This window comes from Halomonas sp. Bachu 37 (assembly GCF_039691755.1).
Taxonomy (GTDB): domain Bacteria; phylum Pseudomonadota; class Gammaproteobacteria; order Pseudomonadales; family Halomonadaceae; genus Vreelandella; species Vreelandella kashgarensis.
Genome location: NZ_CP137552.1, coordinates 1349921 through 1371194, shown reverse-complemented (window position 1 = coordinate 1371194; position 21274 = coordinate 1349921). Strand labels below are relative to the sequence as shown.

The window sequence follows — 21274 nt, the reverse complement described above, 5'->3', positions numbered from 1 at the left end:
GGTTAGCCAAGAAAGAAACAGGAGTTAAATCAAAACGCCTTGCGGCTTTCTTCTAGCATTCGGACAAAAGGCGGTGACCGTTTCGGCGGTGTTGTTTTAGAACGTTTTTTTAGAAAGGGCTTGTTTAGAAGCATATTGTTAAAACGGAAGGTGTACCGACGCGCTGAACTGGTTCAGGTGACTCAGGGTAGGCGCGTCGATACGCTCATATTCCAGACGACTGACGAGACGGTGGAAGGTCATGGTGGCGCCGAAACCGGTAACGGAAGCCGTGCCTCCATCGTCTTGATCCTGCATGCCGGTGGTTTCACCCCGCCATTCCGCCAGGCCCGATTTGGCATAGATACTGAAGCCGCCAAGTCTGATTCCTGCCACCAGGGCGCCACCTACACTGAAGGTATCGAGTAGCAGGTGATTGACGCCGCTGCCGATAGGCACCTCCTCGCTCGCCCGATAAGCAAGCTCCGCACCGATATCCAGAAGGGGTAATTGCCAGGGAGTGAACTCGGCCGACAGGCGAAAACCCGAGGTATAGGCATCCCGGTTGCTCAGATCACTTCCTTCCACGACAATACCATTTTCCAACTGCAATAACTCGGTCTCCGGCGCGGTATACGCCAGGATCACTTCGTCGTCATCGGCATGGCTGGTCAGGAAAGGAGCAAAGCTTAAAAGCGCCGCCCAGGCCAAGCGTTTCATTGGCTGCCCTCTAGCGAACCCGGCAGGGTGAAAGCGATCATTTCATTGAGACTAGCAACTCGCCTTGATTTCTACCACCCTGATTGCCTCAGTCTCGAGATTGACCAGCAGGTTTTTGCCCATCTCCATAAAGCGAGACCCGAAGATCAACTGGGGCGAGAGCGCTGGGGCCGGTCTAGATGAATCCTCCGAGGCGTTTGCCGCCGCTTCTTTTACTCGCTGGCGCTGACGCCAGACCAGGGCTTCCTCGCTCCAGTCTCGCCAATGGACGATGTGAAAACCGCTATCTTCCAGCAGCGACGACAGCGCCGCTGCACTCTGCAGGCATGAATGAGCGCCATGGCTTGCCCACGGCACCGGGAAACGCAATTGCTCGTGCTGCGGCCCGCTGACTACCTCATGCATGACGATGACACCGCCTCGATGCAAGACACGGCGGCATTCGCCGAGCACCTTCACGGTATCTGGCATGTTGAGAAAACTATGCTGGAACAGCACCGCATCGAAGGAGTCGTCGGCGAAGGGGAGAGCGCTAGCATCGGCGGTAACCAGCGGCGGTGTTCGCCCTGGCTGCGCCAGGCCCGAGAGACCTCGGTTCAAGCGATTCAGGTCGTGCGTGATATCCACTCCCACCAAGGTAAAACCCGAAAGCGTGGCCTGGCGCATCAAGCCGCCGGCTCCCGAGCCGATATCCAGGACCCGCCGGTGGTGCTCGGGGTCGAGCAGCTTGAGCAGCCGCTCGCTGGCCTTGATGCCACCGATATGCAATTGATCCAGAGGGGCGAGTTGATACAAGGAAGGGGAGGCGAAGTGCCCGGCCACCCGACCGAGCACCTCGTTCACACTGAGATTCCTGCGATAATGTTCGGCCAGGCTCACGTTACTATTTTTTAGTTCCACGTACTTTCCAGTTCCACGTACTTTCCAGTTTCACGTTACTTTTCCAGGCCCAGCTCTTCGATGGAGATTTCTCGCATCTTGAACTTCTGAATCTTGCCCGTGACCGTCATGGGGAATTCATCGACGAACTTGAAGTAGCGGGGGATCTTGAAATGAGTGATCTTGCCCTTGCAGTATTCACGCAGGTCTTCTGCAGTGACATCTTCGGCGCTGCTGTTGAGTTTGACCCAGGCGATCAGCTCCTCGCCGTACTTCTTGTCGGGTACGCCGGTAACCTGAACTTCCGAGATGGCCGGGTGGGCATAGAGGAATTCCTCGATCTCCTTGGGGTAGACGTTTTCGCCCCCACGAATGACCATGTCCTTGATTCGCCCGACGATCTGCACATAGCCTTCGTCGTCCATGGTGGCCAGGTCGCCGGTATGCATCCAGCCGGCTTCATCGATGGCTTCGGCCGTGGCCTTGTCGTTGTTCCAGTACTTGAGCATCACGCTGTAGCCGCGGGTGCAGAGTTCACCAATTTCGCCGCGGGGCAGAATTCCGCCGTTTCCCGGATCGACAATCTTGCTTTCCAGGTGCGGTTGGGTTCGTCCGACCGTCGAAACGCGCTTTTCGATGCTATCGTCGGCACCGGTCTGGGTGGAAACCGGGCTGGTTTCGGTCATGCCGTAGGCGATCTGCACCCCCTTCATGTTCATCCTGTTGATGACCTGCTTCATCACCTCCGAGGGGCAGATGGAGCCGGCCATGATGCCGGTACGCAAGGTGGAAAGATCGAATGTGTCGAATTCGGGATGGTCCAGCTCGGCGATGAACATGGTCGGCACGCCGTACAGCGCGGTAGCTTTCTGCTCGTGGACCGCCTTGAGCACCTTGCCGGGGTCGAAGCCTTCGTCCGGGTAGATCATCGCGGCGCCGTGGGTAACGCAGCCCAGGTTGCCCATGACCATGCCAAAGCAGTGATACAGCGGGACCGGAATCACCAAGCGGTCATCGCTGGTAAAGCCCATGCTTTCGGCAACGAAGAAACCGTTGTTGAGGATATTGTGATGGGAAAGCGTGGCGCCCTTGGGAAAGCCTGTGGTGCCCGAGGTGTACTGGATGTTGATCGCATCGTCGAACTGCAGGGTAGCTTGCAGATCATCGACATCGGTCTGACTGACGTTATCGGCCTGCTGGATGAAGTCGGCCCAGGGCCACATGCCGTCGTGCGCTTCAGCGCTGAGATTGATGACGCACTCGAGCTCGGGCAGCTTCTGTGACTTGAGCTTGCCGACGGCCGAGGCCTTCAATTCCGGGGCCAGCTCGTACAGCATGCCGCGATAGTCGGAGCTCTTGAAACTGTCGGCGGTGATCAGAAAGCGCGCGCCGGACTGGTTCAGGGCGTACTCCAGCTCATGGGTGCGGTAGGCCGGGTTGATGTTGACCAGTATCGCCCCGATCTTGGCCGTGGCGAACTGGCTAAGCGTCCACTCGCTGCAGTTGGGCGCCCAGATGGCGGCGCGATCGCCCCGTTTCACGCCGATGGAAAGCAGGGCGCGGGCGCAACGGTTGACCTCTTCCTGCAGCTGACGATAACTCCAGTGGATACCCTGATGCAGTACGATCAAGGCATCGTTATCGGGGAAACGTGCTACCACCTCATCGAACTTGTCGCCGATGGTCATGCCGATCAATGGCTTGTCGGCCATGCTGCTGGTGTAGCTGGGTAAGGTGAGTGCTGATGAAGCCATGTTGAGTCTCTCCGGTATTTCTTATTATCCGAACGGATAGGCAAAGGATGCTTGTTTGGCTTGTAGTTGACTTGCGCGATCTGTCGTCTGTTGCGTACGGTTTTTTTACGCAATTTTGCAGCCTTTCGCCAGAGCGACTTTAGAACCGGGTTTACGTCCCAGTTCGCCGGTAATCCAGTAGCCGGTATCGATCACCGCCTGAAGATCGATACCGGTGTCGATACCCAGTCCCTGCAACAAGTAGAGCACGTCCTCGGTGGCTACGTTGCCCGAGGCTCCCTTGGCGTAAGGACAACCGCCGAGGCCCGCGGTTGCGGCATCGATCACCGCCACCCCCTCTTCCATCACCGCGTAGAGATTGACCAGGGCCTGGCCGTAGGTGTCATGAAAATGAGCGGCGAGCCGGTTTATCGGCACCTCGCGGCCGACCGCCTCGATCATGCGCTTGGCAGCAAGCGGCGTACCCGTGCCGATGGTGTCGCCGAGCGAAATTTCGTAGCAGCCCATGTCATAGAGCGCCTTGGCCACCTCGGCCACCTTGGCCGGGGCGATCTCGCCTTCGTAAGGGCAGCCGAGCACACAGGAGACATAGCCGCGTACGCGGACATTGGCCTCGCGGGCTCGCTCGAGTACCGGCTCGAAACGCTCGAGCGACTCCGCCACCGAGCAATTGATGTTCTTCTGCGAGAAGGACTCCGACGCCGCGCCGAATACCGCGACCTCTTCCACGCCGGCGGCCAGGGCGCCTTCCAGCCCCTTCAGGTTGGGCGTCAAGGTGGAATAGACCACCCCGGGTTGGCGTGTGATGCCATTCATGACTTCGCTGGCATCGCCCATCTGCGGTACCCATTTCGGCGAGACGAAGCTTGCCGCTTCGATATGGGTCAAGCCCGCCGCGGCCAGGCGATGGATGAATTCGATCTTGGTCGCGGTGGCGATGATCGGCCCGGCCTCATTCTGCAGGCCGTCGCGCGGGCCCATCTCGAACAAGCGCACCTGTTGCGGTAGTGCCATGGCTCTCTCCTTATTCGTTGACGGCGAATTCCAGCAGCACGTCGCCCTGGCCGACGGTATCGCCGGCCTGGAAGTGGAAGCTTTCCACCTGGCCATCGGCGGGAGCGGTCATGGTGTGCTCCATTTTCATGGCTTCCATGACCATCAGCGGCATGCCTTTTTCCACGCTGACGCCGGGCTCTACCAGCAGGGCGACCACGGTGCCGTGCATGGGCGCGGTGAGGGTGGATTCCGCCTCGTGGTGACCGTGGTCGATGGCGTCAATACGCCGCCAATACAGGCGTGTCTCACCGGTGGGATCGACCATGACCACCACATTACGCTGGTTTTCCCCCACCAACCGCGCCTGCAGCCGGCGGCGATGGCCATCGAGGGTGACCGCCACGGCGTCGCCTTCTAGATGCTCAAGGCTCGCGGTGAGCGTTTCGTTGCCGATGGTCAAGTGCCACGGGTCGGCTTCGGTCTCGCGAGTGCCTTCCACGACTACCACGTCCTCGGCATCCGTCGACTGGGCCAACGAAGGGTCGCAAAGGGCGATGCGAATGGTGTGCGGAGCGTTGAGGCGGAAACCGTCGTGGCGATCCCACGGTGAATCGCTTTCGCATTCGCGGGCCAGCTGGTTGAGGCCGATCAGCGCGGCGCCGGCGTACTCCTCGGTGGAGTACTGCCTGGGGGCGAACAGCGTGGCTTCGTTCTTCTCGATGAAGCGGGTATCCAGCTCAGCATTGCGGAAGGCCGGATGCGTCGCTAGGCGCTGCAGGAAGGCGCGGTTGGTCACCACGCCTTGGACATCCAGCGCGGCCAGGGCCCGGTTGAGCGTCGCCAGGGCCTGTTCGCGGTCGTCGCCGTGAACGATCAGCTTGGCGAGCATGGGGTCGTAGTGCATCGAGACCACATCGCCGGTTTCCACGCCGCTGTCCAGGCGTACCTTGGCGCGGTCCTTTTGTGAAGAGCCAAGGCCGGCACCCTCCAGATCCATGGCGAAGCGCTCGAGGCGACCGGTCGCGGGCAGGAAATCCTGCTCCGGGTCCTCGGCGTACAGGCGCGCCTCGAAGCTGTGCCCGGTAATGGTCAGTTCGTCCTGGGTGCAGGGCAGTGCCTCGCCCATGGCCACGCGCAGCTGCCACTCGACCAGATCCTGGCCGGTGATCATCTCCGTGACCGGGTGCTCGACCTGCAGGCGGGTGTTCATCTCCATGAAGTAGAACGAGCCATCGGCGTCGAGCAGGAATTCCACCGTACCGGCGCCGACATAGCCGATCTCCTTGGCCGCGCGAACCGCCGCCGCGCCCATTTCACGGCGCAAGCCCTCGCTCATTCCCGGGGCCGGGGCTTCCTCGAGCACCTTCTGGTGGCGACGCTGGACGGAACAGTCGCGCTCGAACAGGTAGACGCCGTTGCCGTGGCTGTCGCAGAACACCTGGACCTCGACGTGACGTGGCTGGGTCAGGTACTTCTCGATCAACATGCGCTGGTCGCCGAAGGCGGCCTGGGACTCCCGCCGGCAGCCATCGAGGGCGGCCTGGAAATTGTCACTCGACTCGACCACGCGCATGCCCTTGCCACCGCCACCGGCGCTGGCCTTGAGCAGCACCGGATAGCCGATCTTGTCGGCCTCGGCCTTGAGCAACGCGTCGTCCTGGTCGGCGCCGTGGTAGCCCGGCACCAGCGGCACACCGGCATCCGCCATGCGCGCCTTGGCCGCGGATTTGTCGCCCATGGCCGCAATCGCCGAGGCGGGCGGGCCGACGAAGACGATGCCCGCCGTGTCCAGTGCTTCGACGAAAGCACCGTTTTCGGACAAAAAGCCGTAACCGGGATGAATGGCACCGGCGCCGGTGCGCTTGGCGGCGCCGATCACCGCTTCGATGTCGAGATAGCTTTCCCGAGCGGAAGCCGGGCCGATGCGCACGGCTTCGTCGGCTTCCCGCACATGGCGGGCGTTGGCGTCGGCATCGGAGTAGACCGCCACGGTCTTCAAGCCCATGCGCCTTGCCGTGCGCATTACGCGACAGGCGATTTCGCCGCGATTGGCGACCAGTAACGTACTGAATTGCGTCATCTCAGGGCTCATGAGCGTGGCTCCGTAGTGTTCTTGTCGCTATCGCGGTCGGCAGGGTCTTGGGTCCAGGCGGGAGGACGCTTGTCGAGGAAGCTGGCCAGTCCCTCTTGGCCTTCGGCACTGACGCGCAGTTCGCTGATGACCTGGCAGGTGTGTTCGCGAGTAGCCGCAGAATCGAGTTCGCGAGCCACCACGGCAAGCAAAGCCTTGGTGGTGCGGCTGGCTTGTGGTGAGGTGGCCAGCAGGGTCGCCAGCATGCCATCGACCGCTTCATCCAGTGATTCGGGTTCCACCACCTGGTGGGCCAGGCCGAGGTCACAGGCGGTAGCGGCATTCATGACTTCTGCGGTGAGGGCATAGCGGCGTGCCTGACGCTCGCCCAGCGCGCGCAGCACGTAAGGGCTGATGACCGCCGGCGACAGGCCGATCCGGACTTCGGAAAGGCAGAACTTGGCTTTTTGCGAGGCGATGACGATATCGCAGCAGGCGGCTAGGCCCACCGCGCCGCCGAAAGCGGCACCCTGCACGCGACATAGCGTAGGGCAGGGCAGGGTATCCAGACCGTGCATCAGGTCGGAGAGCTTGCGCGAGTCGGCCAGATTGCCGTCGAAATCGTACTCGACCATGCGCTTCATCCAGTTGAGATCCGCGCCGGCGGAGAAGCTCTTACCTTCCGAGCCCAGTACCACCACGCGTACCTCGCCCTGTTCGGCGCGCTGGTGCAATTCAGCAAGGTGCGCATTCAATTCGGCAATCAGGCTGTCGTCGAAGGCGTTGTGCACCTCGGGACGGTTCAGCGTCAGCCACGCCACGCCACGCTCGTCGATGTTCAGATTCGAATATGTCTGTGTCATGACTGCCTCACATCCGGAATACGCCGAACTTGGTGGATTCCACTTCCGCATTCATGGCGGCGGCGAGCGACAGGCCCAGTACATCGCGGGTCTGCAGGGGGTCGATGACGCCGTCGTCCCACAGACGAGCGCTGGCGTAATACGGGTGGCCCTGGTGCTCGTACTGTTCGCGAGTGGGCTGCTTGAACGCTTCCTCGTCTTCCTGGGTCCACTCGCGGCCTTCGCGCTCGTACTGGTCGCGCTTGACCTGGGCGAGTACGCCGGCGGCCTGCTCGCCACCCATGACCGAGATGCGCGCATTGGGCCACATGAACAGCAGGTTGGGATCGTAGGCGCGGCCGCACATGCCATAGTTGCCGGCACCGAAGCTGCCGCCGATCAGAATGGTGTACTTGGGCACCTTGGCGCAGGCCACGGCGGTAACGAGCTTGGCGCCGTGCTTGGCGATACCTTCGTGCTCGTACTTGGAGCCCACCATGAAGCCGGTGATGTTCTGCAGGAAGATCAATGGAATCTGGCGCTGGGCACAAAGCTCGATGAAATGCGCCCCCTTGACGGCGGACTCGGAAAACAGCACGCCATTGTTGGCCACGATACCCACCGGGTAACCGTGGATATGGGCGAAACCGGTGACCAGCGTATCGCCGTAGTAGCGCTTGAACTCGTCGAAGTCGGAGTCGTCGACGATGCGCCCGATGACTTCGCGAACGTCATAGGGCTTCTTGAGGTCGGTACCCACGATGCCGTACAGCTCGCTGGGGTCGAGGCGTGGCGGTTTGGGTTCTTTCATCGCCAGCTTGCCGCGCTTCTGCCAGTTGAGACGCGACACGCAGGCACGGGCCAGTTGCAGCGCGTGGGCATCGTTCTCGGCGTAGTAGTCGGCCACGCCGCTCTTCTTGGCGTGGACATCGGCGCCACCCAAGTCTTCGGCACTGATCGACTCGCCGGTGGCGGCCTTCACCAGCGGCGGGCCACCCAGGAAGATGGTGCCCTGTTCCTTGACGATGATCGTCTCGTCGGCCATCGCCGGCACATAGGCGCCGCCGGCGGTGCAGGAGCCCATCACCACGGCGATCTGAGGAATGCCTTCGGCGGACATCGTCGCCTGGTTATAGAAGATGCGGCCGAAATGGTCGCGGTCGGGGAAGACGTCATCCTGGCGGGGCAGGAAGGCGCCGCCGGAATCGACCAGGTAGATACATGGCAGGCGGTGCTTGCGAGCAATCTCCTGGGCACGAATGTGCTTCTTCACCGTCATCGGGAAGTAGGTGCCGCCCTTGACGGTGGCGTCGTTGGCGACGATCACGCACTCGACGCCCGATACCCGGCCGATGCCGGTGACCACCCCGGCGGAGGGCACCTCTGTCTCGTAGAGCTCGTGCGCCGCCAGGGCGGAGAACTCCAGGAAAGGCGAGCCTTCATCGATCAAATGATCGATGCGGTCACGAACGAACAGCTTGCCCCGGGACTCGTGCCGGGCGCGGGCCTTCTCGCCACCGCCCTGACGGATGGCGGCGGTGAGGTCGCGCAACTTGACGACTTCATGGTGCATGCTGGCCTGGTTGGCCTGAAAGGCGTCGCTGCGCGAATTGATCTGGGATTGCAGAATGCTCATGGTGCCGCCCTTACTTGGATTCGTTGAACAGTTCGCGGCCGATCAACATTCGGCGCACTTCGCTGGTTCCGGCACCGATTTCGTACAGCTTGGCGTCGCGCAGCAAACGTCCGGTGGGGTATTCGTTGATATAACCATTGCCGCCGAGCAGCTGGATAGCGTCGAGAGCTACCTGGGTGGCCTTTTCTGCGCAATAGAGAATGACGCCGGCGGCGTCCTTGCGGCTGGTTTCGCCCCGGTCACAGGCGCGGGCCACCGTGTAGAGATAGGCGCGACAGGCATTCATGGTGGTATACATATCGGCCACCTTGCCCTGCACCAGCTGGAACTCGCCGATGGACTGGTTGAACTGCTTACGCTCATGAACGTAGGGAATCACGATATCCATGGCGGCCTGCATGATGCCGATCGGCCCGGCGGCCAGTACGGTGCGCTCGTAATCCAGGCCGCTCATCAACACGCGCGCTCCCTTGCCCACCTCGCCGAGTACGTTCGCTTCGGGAACTTCGCAATCCTGGAATACCAGCTCGCAGGTGTTGGAGCCGCGCATGCCCAGCTTGTCGAGCTTCTGCGCGGTGGAGAACCCGGCAAAGCCCTTCTCGATGATGAAAGCGGTGATGCCCTTGGAGCCGGCCTCCGGGTCGGTCTTGGCGTAGACCACCAGGACATCGGCATCCGGCCCGTTGGTGATCCACATCTTGTTGCCGTTGAGAACGTACTTGTCACCCCGCTTGTCGGCACGCAGCTTCATCGAGACCACATCGGACCCCGCACCCGGCTCGGACATGGCCAGTGCGCCGACGTGTTCGCCGCTGATCAGCTTGGGCAGGTACTTGGCTTTCTGCTCCGCGTTGCCGTTGAGCTTGAGCTGGTTGACGCAGAGGTTGGAGTGGGCGCCATAGGAGAGGCCGACCGAGGCGCTGGCTCGCGAGATCTCCTCCATGGCGATGCAGTGAGCGAGATAGCCCATGCCGCTGCCGCCGTCTTCGTCGGGAACGGTAATGCCCAGCAAACCCATGTCGCCGAACTTTTGCCACAACTCATTGGGGAATTCGTTCTTGTCATCGATCTCGGCGGCGCGAGGCGCTATTTCGCTGGCAGCAAAGGCATTGACCTGCTCGCGCAGCATCTTGAGCTCATCATCAAGGCCGAAATTGAGTTCTGAATATTGTGCAAACATGGTGATTACCTTTTCGTGTGCGGCATTTTATGCGGCTTTTTAGGGCAGAGGGATTAGATGCAAAGGGCGAATGGCTAATGGGTTATGTGGAACGTAATCAAATTAGTATTGCTGAACGCGTCAGTGCTACTCCACCGATGTGGACGAGGACTTGCTGGCTTCCTGGCTAGAACTAAAGGGTTGGCTATCATCTCCATCCTGGCGCTGGTGAAGCTCTTCCAGAGCCTGGCGGCAACGAATTTCCGCGCTTTCCAGTTCAAGCTGCACCATGGCGATATCCTTGAGCTGCTGATCGAGTGCAGCGCGGCGCTCCGCCACCTTGTTCAGCATCAGGTAGAGCTGCTTTTCGCTGCCGCTACGGGTTTCATCCCAGAGTTCGAACAGTTCGCGTATCTCCGCCAATGAAAACCCCAGTCGCTTGCCGCGCTGGATGAGCTTCAAGCGCACACGGTCCTTGCTGCTGTAGACCCGTGTCTGGCCCCGCCGGGTGGGATGCAACAGTTCCTGGTCTTCGTAAAAACGAATGCTGCGTGTGGTTACATCGAACTCACTGGCCAGCTCACTGATGGAGTAGGTTTTGCTCATGTGCAAGGCGTCTCTGTCGGGGAAATACCCTTAATGGAACATTGTCACTGAGGCTAAAACAAGTTCACGTTAACGTAAAGTGCTGATTGCGGATTGATTGTAAGCGTTGAATAGCGTTAAGTTGTTGAAAAATAGAATTGAGAACTATCATTGACAGCAGCTGAGCGTATTTCGTAGACCAAAGTTGTAATTGTAATCCCCCTGCCGAGGTTGCTAGTTTGCACCTACACCTTACGTTCAGGTAAGCCTGATCCACCGGTTGCCTCTCGTGGCAATTCGAATGGTGAAAGTCGGCACAAGAACGATATACACAAGAACAACTAGAGGCTTGTTACTCCATGAGTGCAGACTACGTTCTCGAGACCCGAGGGCTGACCAAGGAATTCCGGGGCTTCACCGCCGTGGATAGCGTTGACCTTCAAGTCCAGAAGGGCCACATCCATGCGCTGATCGGTCCCAATGGAGCCGGCAAGACGACGGTGTTCAACCTTCTGACCAAATTTCTGCCACCTACCCGTGGCGAGATTCTCTATCAGGGCAAGCCCATTACCGGGATGAAGTCCAACGAGATAGCGCGCTTGGGCCTGGTGCGCTCCTTTCAGATTTCTGCCGTGTTCGCGCATATGACGGCACTCGAGAATGTGCGGGTGGCCTTGCAGCGCAAGCTCGGCACCTCGTTCCATTTCTGGAAGTCCGAAAAGAGCCTTGAGCCCCTCAACGAACGGGCAATGGAGCTGCTCCAGGAGGTCGGCCTGAGCGAGTACGCCGATACCTTGACCGTGGAAATGCCCTACGGGCGCAAGCGTGCCCTTGAAGTGGCCACTACTCTGGCGCTCGAACCCACCGTGATGCTGCTCGATGAACCCACCCAGGGAATGGGGGCGGAAGATGTCGACCGCATTGTCGAGTTGATCAAGCGGGTCTCCCAGGGGCGCACCGTGCTCATGGTGGAGCACAACCTGAGTGTGGTCAGCCGACTGTGCGACCGGATTACCGTGTTGGCACGAGGCTCGGTACTTGCCGAGGGGGACTACCAGAGTGTTTCTCGCAACCCGCAGGTCAGAGAAGCCTACATGGGTAGCGAGGCGACCGAGCATGAGGAGGCACAGGCATGAACCTGGCGGCTGAACAGATCGACGATAGGGCGCAGAGAGAGTATGCCGAACGGGAAGGGGCGGAGATGCTCCGAGTCCATAATCTTCACGCCTACTATGACGAATCGCACATCCTTCATGGAGTCAACTTCGACGTGAAGCGCGGGGAGCTGGTGACGCTGCTCGGCCGTAACGGGGCAGGGCGCAGCACGACGCTGAAATCGATCATGAACATGGTGGGTCGGCGGACGGGCTCCATCGTCATCAACGGCAACGAGACCCTGGGTATGAAGCCGCATCATATCCCTCGCCTGGGCATTGGCTACTGCCCCGAAGAGCGTGGAATATTCGCCAGCCTGGATGTCGAGGAGAACCTGCTGCTGCCGCCCACGGTACGCTCGGACGGCATGAGCCTGGACGAGATCTATGCCATGTTCCCCAACCTTTACGAGCGTCGCAAAAGCCAGGGAACACGGCTATCCGGTGGTGAACAGCAGATGCTGGCGATGGCGCGTATTCTGCGCACCGGCGCCCGGATGTTGCTGCTGGATGAAATCACCGAGGGGCTCGCACCCGTCATCGTCCAGAAACTGGGCGAGGTATTGCTTCAGCTCAAAGAGCGCGGCATGACGATTGTACTGGTGGAACAGAACTTCCGCTTTGCCGCGCCCTTGGCCGACCGTCATTTCGTCATGGACCACGGACAGGTCGTGGAAGAAATCACCGCTGCGCAACTGCCGTCCCGCCGCGAACATCTCAACACCATGCTGGGGGTATAAACGTTCTAAGACGATCCTGTACAGCTACCGTCAATGCAACTTACAACGGCCCGCTGCCGATGGCCTTTCGCTAACCAAAACGCTTTTACCAACGTCGTAACACAACAACAATGCCCTTCAAGGGCACGGAGACGAACATGACCTTTATCAAGAAAACACTCGCTACCGGTATCGCTCTTGCTGCTGCCTCCACCATGGCTGCCACGGCTCAGGCCGAGATCAGTGATGGTGAGGTTCGTATCGGTTATCTGGCCGATATGTCCGGAACCTATCGCGACCTGGCCGGCCCCGGCGGCGAGGAAGCCCTGAACATGGCCATCGAGGACTTCGGTGGCAGCGTCAACGGCAAGCCGATCCAAGTCTTCAGTGCCGACGACCGTAACAGCGCCGACGTCGGTGCCAATACCGTTCGCGAGTGGGTCGATGAGCGCAATGTCGACATGGTCGCGGGCCTGGTGGCGTCCTCCGTCAGTATCGCCGTGACCAAGGTGCTGGAAGAGAACAACGGGCTGGGTATCGTGTCCGGTTCGGCGGCGTCGAGCATCACCAACGAGCACTGCACACCGAACCACATCCACTGGGTCTACGATACCTATCCGCTGGCCAACGGCACCGCCAAGGCGGTCGTGGACCAGGGCGGCGACAGCTGGTTCCTGCTGACGGCCGACTACGCCTTCGGTCATGCCCTGGAAGCCGACGTGACCAAGGTGGTGGAAGAAAATGGTGGCGAGATCGTCGGCGGGGTGCGTCATCCCTTCCCGACCAGTGACTTCTCGTCCTATATCCTCCAGGCGCAAGGCTCCGGTGCCGATATCGTGGGCTTGGCCAATGCCGGTGCCGATACGGTCAATGCCATCAAGACCGCTAGCCAGTTCGGCTTGACTCAAAGCGGCCAGCAGCTGGCCGGCCTGCTGATCTTCCTCAACGATGTTCATGCCATGGGACTGGAAGCGACACAGAACCTGCTGTTGACGACGGGCTGGTACTGGGACATGGACGACGAGGCCCGCGAATGGTCCGAACGCTACTACGAGCGCGTGGGCAAGATGCCGACCATGGTTCAGGCGGGTATCTACTCGAGCACCATGCATTACCTGAACGCTGTGGAAGAAGCGGGTACCGACGATCCAGTCGAGATCCGTCAGAAGATGGCCGAAAAGCCGATCAATGATTTCTTCGCCCGTAACGGTCAGATCCGTGAAGATGGTCGCATGATCCACGACATGTACCTCGCCCAGGTTAAAACGCCCGAAGAGTCCACCGGTGAGTGGGATCTCTACGAAATCCTCAGCACCATTCCCGCCGAAGAGGCTTACCGCCCGCTTTCCGAAAGTCAGTGCAAGCTGGTGCAGAACTGAGCCGTAAAGCACGAATAACCAAGTGGAACCGGGTGGCGACATGTGTCGCCACCCGCTTGACGGCGAGGAGATTCACGTCATGACGATGATATTCGGAGTGCCGTTGGCAGTCTTCATGGGGCAACTCATGCTGGGTCTGATCAATGGTGCCTTCTACGCACTATTGAGCTTGGGACTGGCGGTTATCTTCGGCCTGCTGAAGATCGTCAACTTCGCCCACGGTGCGCAATACATGCTGGGTGCTTTTGCCGCGTTGTTGGGCTTTCGTTACCTGGGCATCAACTACTGGCTGGCATTGATCCTGGTGCCCCTTGTAGTGGGTGGCTTCGGCATGCTGATCGAGCGCTTCATTCTGCGCCGTATTTCTCACCTCGACCATCTCTATGGCCTGCTGCTGACATTCGGTCTGGCCCTGATCTTCGAGGGAACATTGATCAACTTCTTCGGCGTATCGGGGGCAAGTTACCCAACGCCAGAAATACTGCAGGGAGGCTATAACCTTGGCTTCATGTTCCTGCCTACCTACCGTGCCTGGGTTCTGGTCGCCGCCTTGCTGGTGTGTCTGGGTACCTGGTTCATGATAGAGCGTACCCGCCTGGGCGCTTATCTGCGGGCGGGGACGGAAAACTCCGCTCTGATGCAGGCCTTCGGGGTCAACGTGCCGCTACTGATTACCCTGACCTACGGCTTCGGCGTGGCATTGGCCGCCTTTGCCGGTGTTCTGGCCGCGCCGCTTTACCCCGTCTCTCCCACCATGGGCTCGAGCCTGTTGATCGTGGTATTTGCGGTGGTAGTCATCGGTGGCATGGGCTCCATCCTCGGCGCGATTCTTACCGGGCTGGCCATGGGACTGATTGAAGGGCTGACCAAGGTGTATTACCCGGAAGCGGCCAACACGGTGATCTTCCTGGTAATGATTCTGGTATTGATGTTGCGTCCCGCGGGACTATTCGGCAAAGAGGCATGACCATGGCCAACACACAAATCGCACAGGCACCGTCGGTAACGATCGAACGCCAACGTCGAGCGAAAATGCGCCGCAACATGTTTTATGCAGTGCTGGTCATCGTCGGTTTGGTGGCACCTTTCGTCGCCTATCCCGTCTTCCTCATGAAGATTCTCTGTTTCGCTCTGTTCGCCTGCGCCTTCAACTTGCTGCTGGGCTATGCCGGCCTGTTGTCCTTCGGCCATGCGGCGTTTCTGGCGACCGGTGGTTACGTCACTGGTTATCTACTGTCCAGCTACCCTGGCTTGACTCCGGAACTGGGTATCCTCGTCGGCACCTTGGCGGCGCTGGCGCTGGGGGTGGTATTCGGAGCGCTGTCCATTCGTCGCCAGGGGATCTACTTCGCCATGGTGACACTGGCGCTGGCACAGCTGATGTTCTTTTTCTATATCCAGGCGCCGTTCACCGGCGGCGAGGACGGCTTGCACGGCGTGCAGCGGGGCGACCTGTTCGGTGTTATCAGCTTGCGCAGCAACCTTGCCATGTACTACTTCGTCTTCGCCGTCTTCTTGATCGGGTTCATCATTATCCAGCGGACGATTCATTCGCCGTTCGGTCAGGTGCTGAAGGCGATTCGCGAGAATGAACCGCGGGCGGTTTCCCTGGGTTACAACGTCGATGCGTACAAGTTGCTGGCTTTCATCATCTCGGCCGGACTGGCGGGGCTTGCCGGTTCCACCAAGACGCTTGTGTTCCAGCTTGCCTCGCTGACCGATGCCCACTGGCACATGTCGGGCGAGGTCATCCTGATGACTCTGCTGGGCGGCGTGGGTACGCTGTTGGGTCCGCTGATGGGTGCGGGTATCGTGGTTAGCCTGCAGCATATCCTGGCGCAATCGCCGCTGGGTAACTGGGTAAGCGTGATATTGGGGATCATCTTCGTGGTCTGCGTACTCAGCTTCCGCAGCGGCATCGTGGGAGAAATAGCCAAGATGTACCGCAAGAATTTCCGCTAAGCACGAGCTTGATGCTTGATTGGGCGCCCTTGCGGCGCCTTTTTTCTCACGGGAGTCTGAATTCGACCAAAGTCGGTTTCGCTTATGGGTAGCTTGTGAGAAAGTTTTGCCATTAGTTAACGTAAACGTCAACGACACGCTTGAGCTGGATGGTCGAACGATTCTGGATGGGATCGAACATGCTGCATATTGGCACCCATGCCGGCGATAACAAGCGATTGAACAATGATTACGCAGACAGCGACGCCGGAAGCGATGACGACTTCCCTCTATTCCGGCCCGTGTCATCAGGAGACGCGCAATGAATTTTGAGCTCAACGAAGATCAGGTGGCTTTCGCCGACATGGCACGGGCATTCGCCCAGAACGAGCTGGAGCCGCATGCGGCCCAATGGGATCAGGAGTCGTTCTTTCCCGTCGATGTGATTCGTAAAGCGGGCGAACTGGGTTTCTGTTCGTTATACGCCCCTGAGAGCGTTGGCGGCTTGGGCCTTTCACGGTTGGATGCCAGTATCATTTTCGAGCAGCTGTCCATGGGCTGCACCTCGACCACGGCATATCTCACCATCCACAACATGGTGACCTGGATGCTGGCGGATTTCGGCGGCCCCGAGGTGGTCGAGCGCTGGGGTGATAAGCTGGCTTCCGGCGAGCTATTGGGTTCCTACTGTCTTACCGAACCCAACTCGGGGTCCGACGCGGCGTCGTTGAAGACCACCGCCAAGCGTGACGGCGATGATTTCGTGCTCAATGGCAGCAAGATGTTCATTTCCGGCGCCGGCAGTACCGACGTGTTGATCGTGATGGCGCGCACTGGCGGCGAAGGAGCAAGAGGTGTCTCTGCATTTGCCGTGGAGGCCGGAAGCGACGGCATCAGTTACGGTCGCAAGGAAGAGAAGATGGGCTGGAACAGCCAGCCGACACGCATGATTACCTATGAGAACGTGCGGGTTCCCGCGCAGCATATGCTGGGCCAGGAGGGAGAGGGTTTCAAGATCGCCATGAAGGGGCTGGATGGCGGGCGAATCAATATCGCCACCTGCTCGATCGGCACCGCCCAGCAGGCGATCAACCAGGCACGCGACTACATGCTCGAGCGCAAGCAGTTCGGCCAGCGCCTGGCGGATTTCCAGGCGCTGCAGTTCCGGCTGGCGGACATGGTGACCGAACTTGTCGCCGCCCGCCAACTGGTGCGCATGGCCGCCACCAAGCTCGACGCCGGTCACGCCGATGCTACGGCTTACTGTGCCATGGCCAAGCGCTTCGCCACCGATGTCGGTTTCAAGATATGTGACGAGGCACTGCAGCTCTATGGTGGCAATGGCTATATCAAGGAGTATCCGATGGAGCGCTTCGTCCGTGATACTCGCGTTCACCGTATCCTCGAAGGTACCAACGAGATCATGCGCATGATCATCGCCCGACGAGTGCTGGCGGAAAGTGCCGCCGAGCTCTAGTCTCGTATCGGTTTGGCCTTCCTCTTACAGGTATAAGGAATCTTGATGAGTAGCGTGATATTTACCGAGCATCCCACTCATGACGGTCACGTCGTTGCCGAAATCAAGCTCAACGCCGAGCGTTCGCTCAATGCGCTGACGCTGGAAATGATCGAAGAGATCCAGCCGCGCCTCGATGCCTGGCAGGATGACGACCGTATCGTGGCGATCCTGCTGGATAGCGCGGGAGAGAAGGCCTTCTGTGCCGGCGGCGATGTGGTCAACCTGTACAAGGCGATCATCGGCGAGGGCGATCCCGACTTTCCCCAGGCGTTCTTCGATAACGAGTACCGCCTGGACTATCGCCTGCATACCTACCCCAAGCCGGTCATCTGCTGGGGCAACGGGATCGTGATGGGCGGTGGCATGGGGCTGTTGAGCGCCAGCAGCCACCAAGTAGTGACGGAAACCTCGCGCCTGGCGATGCCGGAAGTCACGATCGGACTGTATCCGGATGTGGGTGCAAGCTGGTTCCTCAACCGCCTGCCCGGCGGTACTGGCCGCTTCCTGGCGATTACCGGCGCCCAGGTCAATGCGCTGGATGCGGTTCACCTGGGGCTGGCCGACCGTCTCATCGCCAGCGGCAAGCGGGACGAAATGATCGAGCAGCTGACCCAGGCGCAGTGGGGTGAAGGCGATAGAACCGATGCCCACGGCGTGGTAAATCGGGTTCTGCGCGAGCTGGAGCGGGAATCGAATTCGGTCTTCGCCGAACTGGAAGCTCCGGTACAGCGGTTTTCGCCGGTGATCCGCGAATTGATGGACCACGACACCATCGAGCAGGCCGTGGCCGCTATTCTGGCGGTGCAGAGCGATGACAAGTGGTTTATCAAGGCGCAGAAGACGCTGCAACACGGAAGCCCGGTCTCGGTCAAGCTGATCGACGAACAGCTCAACCGCGCCAGGTACATGTCGTTGAAAGAAGTATTCCAGTCCGAGCTCGAGCTATCCGTTCAGTGTTGCCGACACCGCGAATTTCCCGAAGGGGTGCGAGCGCTGCTGGTCGACAAGGACGGTAAGCCTGCGTGGAGTTTCGCCAGTCTCGATGCGGTAACCGACGAGTTCATCGATTCGCTATTGGCGCCGCCCTGGGCGGAGAATCCTCTGGCGGACCTCGCCTGAGCGCCATCCATGTCGTGCCGGGCAGGCCACAACGTCATTACAACCACTTTTACCACAACGGGCATAACAACAAGGAATTTCTACCATGAGCAAGATCGCCTTTATCGGTCTCGGCAACATGGGCGGGCCGATGGCCGCCAACCTGGCGAAGGCCGGCCATGAGGTCCACGCCTTCGATCTCTCCGAGCAGGCGCTGGAGACAGCCCGGGAACAGGGTTGCAACGTGGCGAGCAGTGCTGCGGACGCCGCCACGGGAGCCGATTTCGTCATCTCCATGCTGCCCGCCGGCAAGCATGTCGAAAGCCTGTACGTCACGGGAGACTCACCGCTGTTCTCGGTCATCGGCAAGGAAACCCTGGTGATCGATTCCTCCACCATCGATGCCGATACCGCGCGCCGCGTGGCCGCCGTCGGTGCCGAGAATGGTATCGGCTTTATCGATGCGCCGGTCTCCGGCGGTGTGGGTGGCGCGCAGGCGGGTACGCTGACTTTTATCGTCGGTGGCTCTGAGGCCCAGTTTGCCCAGGCCCAGCCGATCCTCGACGTGATGGGCAAGAATATCTTCCATGCCGGCGAGAGCGGTGCCGGGCAGATCGCCAAGGTGTGCAACAACATGCTCCTGAGCATTCTCATGGCGGGCACCTGCGAGGCGCTCAATATGGGCGTCAAGAACGGGCTCGATCCGGCGGTGCTCTCGGATATCATGAAACAGAGCTCCGGCGGCAACTGGGCGCTGAACGTCTATAACCCGTATCCCGGCGTCATGGAAAACGCTCCGGCCTCGAAAGGCTATCAGGGCGGTTTTCAGGTGGATCTGATGTACAAGGACCTGGGACTGGCCATGGATGTCAGCCAGCTCAGCGCTTCTCCCGTTCCCATGGGGTCGGCGGCGCGTTCGCTTTTCACCCTGCACAAGGCCAACGGTAACGGTGGTCTGGATTTCTCCAGCTTGATGCAGTTCTACCAGGACAAGGACGCGTGACCGATTTCGTCCTCCTATATTCTTGAACCTACGGAATGCTTGAACCTACGGAATTCTTGAACCTACGGAATTCTTGAACCTATTGTATGCTTGAAAGTGTGTCCCGTGATGCTCGTTATCGTGCAGTACGGGGCGCATTATTCCTGTCTGTTTCGATAAACTCCTGTCGATGCCATTCGCGGCCCAATCAATGAGGAACGTCATGATCACGTTATGGGGCAGGAACAATTCCACCAACGTCAAGAAAGTGCTGTGGGTACTGGAAGAACTCGAGTTGCCTTTCAAGCAGATTCAGGCTGGTCGTGAACACGGGGTCAATGACACTGCGCAATACCGGGCGATGAACCCCAACGGTCTGGTTCCGTTGTTGCACGATGACGCCACCGAAAGTGTGCTGTGGGAATCCAATACCATCATCCGCTACCTGGCGGCACAGTACGGCCAAGGCTCACTGTGGATCGATTCACCCGCCGAGCGGGCCCAGATGGAAAAGTGGATGGACTGGGCGAACAGTGCTCTCTCGCCAGTCCATCGGGTGATATTGATGGGCTATGTCAGAACACCGCCCGAGGAGCGCGATAACGCTACCATCGATGCGGCTGTTCAAGGCTGTGAAAGCTTGTTCGAAACGATGGATAACGTCTTGGCAACGCAGCCATGGTTTTCCGGCAACGCCGTAGGCCTGGGCGATATCGCCATCGCTCCGTTCGTTTACAACCTGCTCAACAGCGGCCTGACCTGGCAACCGCGCGCTCACCTGGAGCGCTGGTATCGCGAGCTCACCGAACTGCCCAACTTCCGCAAGGTCGTGATGATTCCGGTATCGTGAGTATTGTCTGGCAGTTTTTATCTTCATGAGGCCAAGTAATCCGCTTCCAGCGCTGCGATCTCTGCATCGAGTGCTTTCAGCACGTCGCAAGATAACCCGTGGCGCCGGGCACTTTCGATCAGTGGTCCCAGGATCGCCCCGCGTTCGGTGGTGCGCTTGGCTTCCCTATCCTGCAGCATCGAGGCCTTGTTGTTCGCGGTGCTGGTCACTACTTGCCACACCAGTGCCAACCACGCTTGCTCCCCCTGGCCGCTCGGCGGCGGTATGCCTTCGGCACGAAGTATCGCCGCGACTTCTTTCACCACCGCTGCAACCTGGCCTGAATATGCATCGCCACGCAATTCCCCGTTGCGTATTCCATGCAGCGCCACCAAGGGGTTGATTGCCGCGTTCACTGCAAGCTTCTGCCACAGGCGCTTTCGAATATCATTGACCGCCGTGGCGGCCAGTCCCGCTTGGGTAAGCGTGTGAACCAGAGCTTCCACCAGCTCCCCATGACGGTTATCCAGATCGCCGACAAACGTATGCCCGCGACCCGCATGCACTACGTCTTCGTTACCCGATAGATAAGCGCCCTCCGTGGTGGTGGCGCACAACACCGGCCCCGTCCAAGCTCGGGTAATATGCGGCTGGGCTGAAAAACCGTTCTGCCACAGCACCAGCGGGGTAGAGGGATGAATTATTCCTGCAAGACTTTCTAGCGCTGCTTCCGCCGCCATCGCCTTGGTGGTGATATGCAGGTAAGCAGGCGGGACGGGTGCCTCATGACGCAACTGCTCGCTCGTAGTCACATTCAGGCTCTGCACTTGCCGTTCGCCTTCCGGCGTGGTCAGCGCTTGCCGGTCGGGCAGCGTTCGTCGGCCTATCAACGTAACGGCAGCCACGGGCGTAATTGTATATGCCAACAGGCGACCGATGGCGCCAGGGCCGAGTATCCAGTGTTGCGTCATGGTGAATGCCCTGTCGTGGTGATGGTTAAGGCAGACTGGCCAAGCGCTAGCGGATCGTTAT

At 59.7% G+C, this 21274-nt stretch carries 19 protein-coding genes; 9 read left to right on the top strand and 10 right to left on the bottom strand.

The genetic code is table 11. The features are described 5' to 3' along the window. Positions 1–138: 138 nt before the first annotated feature. The 9 genes from R5M92_RS06305 to R5M92_RS06265 form a co-directional block, all read right to left on the bottom strand. Complete coding sequence (locus R5M92_RS06305) at positions 139–699, bottom strand: outer membrane beta-barrel protein (RefSeq protein WP_346798688.1); 561 nt, start codon at positions 697–699, stop codon at positions 139–141. A gap of 51 nt (positions 700–750) precedes the next feature. Next, positions 751–1542, bottom strand: a complete 792-nt coding sequence (locus R5M92_RS06300; RefSeq protein WP_346798686.1) for a class I SAM-dependent methyltransferase — start codon at positions 1540–1542, stop codon at positions 751–753. A 92-nt stretch (positions 1543–1634) separates the two neighbouring features. Then, positions 1635–3332, bottom strand: coding sequence for an AMP-binding protein (locus R5M92_RS06295; protein ID WP_346798684.1), 1698 nt, complete (start codon positions 3330–3332; stop codon positions 1635–1637). A 105-nt stretch (positions 3333–3437) separates the two neighbouring features. Then, entirely contained in the window at positions 3438–4346 is a 909-nt protein-coding gene (locus tag R5M92_RS06290) for a hydroxymethylglutaryl-CoA lyase (RefSeq protein WP_346798682.1), read from the bottom strand. Positions 4347–4356: 10 nt separating this feature from the next. Then, on the bottom strand, positions 4357–6408 hold the full coding sequence (locus R5M92_RS06285; protein ID WP_346796039.1) for an acetyl/propionyl/methylcrotonyl-CoA carboxylase subunit alpha: 2052 nt from the start codon (positions 6406–6408) through the stop codon (positions 4357–4359). An 8-nt stretch (positions 6409–6416) separates the two neighbouring features. Then, a complete protein-coding gene (locus R5M92_RS06280) occupies positions 6417–7262 on the bottom strand; it encodes an enoyl-CoA hydratase/isomerase family protein (RefSeq protein WP_346796038.1) in 846 nt (281 codons plus the stop codon). Between the two features lie 7 nt (positions 7263–7269). Next, positions 7270–8877, bottom strand: a complete 1608-nt coding sequence (locus tag R5M92_RS06275) for a carboxyl transferase domain-containing protein (protein WP_346798681.1) — start codon at positions 8875–8877, stop codon at positions 7270–7272. Between the two features lie 10 nt (positions 8878–8887). Continuing rightward, a complete protein-coding gene (locus R5M92_RS06270) occupies positions 8888–10057 on the bottom strand; it encodes an isovaleryl-CoA dehydrogenase (protein WP_346798679.1) in 1170 nt (389 codons plus the stop codon). 126 nt (positions 10058–10183) lie between these two features. Continuing rightward, positions 10184–10642 carry a MerR family DNA-binding transcriptional regulator gene (locus R5M92_RS06265; RefSeq protein WP_346798677.1) on the bottom strand — a complete coding sequence of 153 codons (459 nt, stop codon included), beginning with the start codon at positions 10640–10642 and terminating at the stop codon, positions 10184–10186. A gap of 338 nt (positions 10643–10980) precedes the next feature. Between R5M92_RS06265 and R5M92_RS06260 the strand changes: the two genes are divergently transcribed. The 9 genes from R5M92_RS06260 to R5M92_RS06220 all read left to right on the top strand — a co-directional run bounded on the left by R5M92_RS06260 (position 10981) and on the right by R5M92_RS06220 (position 20263). Then, on the top strand, positions 10981–11757 hold the full coding sequence (locus R5M92_RS06260) for an ABC transporter ATP-binding protein (RefSeq protein ID WP_346798675.1): 777 nt from the start codon (positions 10981–10983) through the stop codon (positions 11755–11757). Between the two features lie 65 nt (positions 11758–11822). Next, the gene (locus R5M92_RS06255; RefSeq protein WP_346799275.1) at positions 11823–12515 is read left to right on the top strand and encodes an ABC transporter ATP-binding protein; all 693 of its coding nucleotides are present in this window, start codon (positions 11823–11825) and stop codon (positions 12513–12515) included. 137 nt (positions 12516–12652) lie between these two features. Further along, the gene (locus R5M92_RS06250; RefSeq protein WP_346798674.1) at positions 12653–13873 is read left to right on the top strand and encodes an ABC transporter substrate-binding protein; all 1221 of its coding nucleotides are present in this window, start codon (positions 12653–12655) and stop codon (positions 13871–13873) included. 79 nt (positions 13874–13952) lie between these two features. Next, positions 13953–14840: a branched-chain amino acid ABC transporter permease gene (locus tag R5M92_RS06245; RefSeq protein WP_346798673.1), complete on the top strand. Its 888-nt coding sequence runs from the start codon at positions 13953–13955 to the stop codon at positions 14838–14840. Next, entirely contained in the window at positions 14837–15835 is a 999-nt protein-coding gene (locus R5M92_RS06240; RefSeq protein ID WP_417339067.1) for a branched-chain amino acid ABC transporter permease, read from the top strand. Before R5M92_RS06245 ends, R5M92_RS06240 begins: the two co-directional genes overlap by 4 nt. A 301-nt stretch (positions 15836–16136) precedes the next feature. Then, a complete protein-coding gene (locus tag R5M92_RS06235) occupies positions 16137–17291 on the top strand; it encodes an acyl-CoA dehydrogenase family protein (protein WP_346798670.1) in 1155 nt (384 codons plus the stop codon). Between the two features lie 45 nt (positions 17292–17336). Continuing rightward, complete coding sequence (locus tag R5M92_RS06230; RefSeq protein WP_346798669.1) at positions 17337–18452, top strand: enoyl-CoA hydratase/isomerase family protein; 1116 nt, start codon at positions 17337–17339, stop codon at positions 18450–18452. Positions 18453–18537: 85 nt separating this feature from the next. Continuing rightward, positions 18538–19434: a 3-hydroxyisobutyrate dehydrogenase gene (gene mmsB, locus R5M92_RS06225; protein WP_346798668.1), complete on the top strand. Its 897-nt coding sequence runs from the start codon at positions 18538–18540 to the stop codon at positions 19432–19434. 202 nt (positions 19435–19636) lie between these two features. Further along, the gene (locus tag R5M92_RS06220; RefSeq protein WP_346798666.1) at positions 19637–20263 is read left to right on the top strand and encodes a glutathione S-transferase family protein; all 627 of its coding nucleotides are present in this window, start codon (positions 19637–19639) and stop codon (positions 20261–20263) included. A 23-nt stretch (positions 20264–20286) separates the two neighbouring features. Here R5M92_RS06220 and R5M92_RS06215 read toward each other — a convergent pair whose 3' ends face one another. Beyond that, positions 20287–21213, bottom strand: a complete 927-nt coding sequence (locus tag R5M92_RS06215) for a 2-dehydropantoate 2-reductase (protein WP_346798664.1) — start codon at positions 21211–21213, stop codon at positions 20287–20289. Positions 21214–21274 lie beyond the last annotated feature (61 nt).

Bases quoted from the DNA above. Each gene is read 5' to 3' on its own strand.
- R5M92_RS06305 (WP_346798688.1), bottom strand. From the start codon at position 699: ATGAAACGCTTGGCCTGGGCGGCGCTTTTAAGCTTTGCTCCTTTCCTG.
- R5M92_RS06295 (WP_346798684.1), bottom strand. From the start codon at position 3,332: ATGGCTTCATCAGCACTCACCTTACCCAGCTACACCAGCAGCATGGCC.
- R5M92_RS06290 (WP_346798682.1), bottom strand. From the start codon at position 4,346: ATGGCACTACCGCAACAGGTGCGCTTGTTCGAGATGGGCCCGCGCGAC.
- R5M92_RS06285 (WP_346796039.1), bottom strand. From the start codon at position 6,408: ATGACGCAATTCAGTACGTTACTGGTCGCCAATCGCGGCGAAATCGCC.
- R5M92_RS06280 (WP_346796038.1), bottom strand. From the start codon at position 7,262: ATGACACAGACATATTCGAATCTGAACATCGACGAGCGTGGCGTGGCG.
- R5M92_RS06275 (WP_346798681.1), bottom strand. From the start codon at position 8,877: ATGAGCATTCTGCAATCCCAGATCAATTCGCGCAGCGACGCCTTTCAG.
- R5M92_RS06270 (WP_346798679.1), bottom strand. From the start codon at position 10,057: ATGTTTGCACAATATTCAGAACTCAATTTCGGCCTTGATGATGAGCTC.
- R5M92_RS06265 (WP_346798677.1), bottom strand. From the start codon at position 10,642: ATGAGCAAAACCTACTCCATCAGTGAGCTGGCCAGTGAGTTCGATGTA.
- R5M92_RS06260 (WP_346798675.1), top strand. From the start codon at position 10,981: ATGAGTGCAGACTACGTTCTCGAGACCCGAGGGCTGACCAAGGAATTC.
- R5M92_RS06255 (WP_346799275.1), top strand. From the start codon at position 11,823: ATGCTCCGAGTCCATAATCTTCACGCCTACTATGACGAATCGCACATC.
- R5M92_RS06250 (WP_346798674.1), top strand. From the start codon at position 12,653: ATGACCTTTATCAAGAAAACACTCGCTACCGGTATCGCTCTTGCTGCT.
- R5M92_RS06245 (WP_346798673.1), top strand. From the start codon at position 13,953: ATGACGATGATATTCGGAGTGCCGTTGGCAGTCTTCATGGGGCAACTC.
- R5M92_RS06240 (WP_417339067.1), top strand. From the start codon at position 14,837: ATGACCATGGCCAACACACAAATCGCACAGGCACCGTCGGTAACGATC.
- R5M92_RS06235 (WP_346798670.1), top strand. From the start codon at position 16,137: ATGAATTTTGAGCTCAACGAAGATCAGGTGGCTTTCGCCGACATGGCA.
- R5M92_RS06230 (WP_346798669.1), top strand. From the start codon at position 17,337: ATGAGTAGCGTGATATTTACCGAGCATCCCACTCATGACGGTCACGTC.
- mmsB (WP_346798668.1), top strand. From the start codon at position 18,538: ATGAGCAAGATCGCCTTTATCGGTCTCGGCAACATGGGCGGGCCGATG.
- R5M92_RS06220 (WP_346798666.1), top strand. From the start codon at position 19,637: ATGATCACGTTATGGGGCAGGAACAATTCCACCAACGTCAAGAAAGTG.
- R5M92_RS06215 (WP_346798664.1), bottom strand. From the start codon at position 21,213: ATGACGCAACACTGGATACTCGGCCCTGGCGCCATCGGTCGCCTGTTG.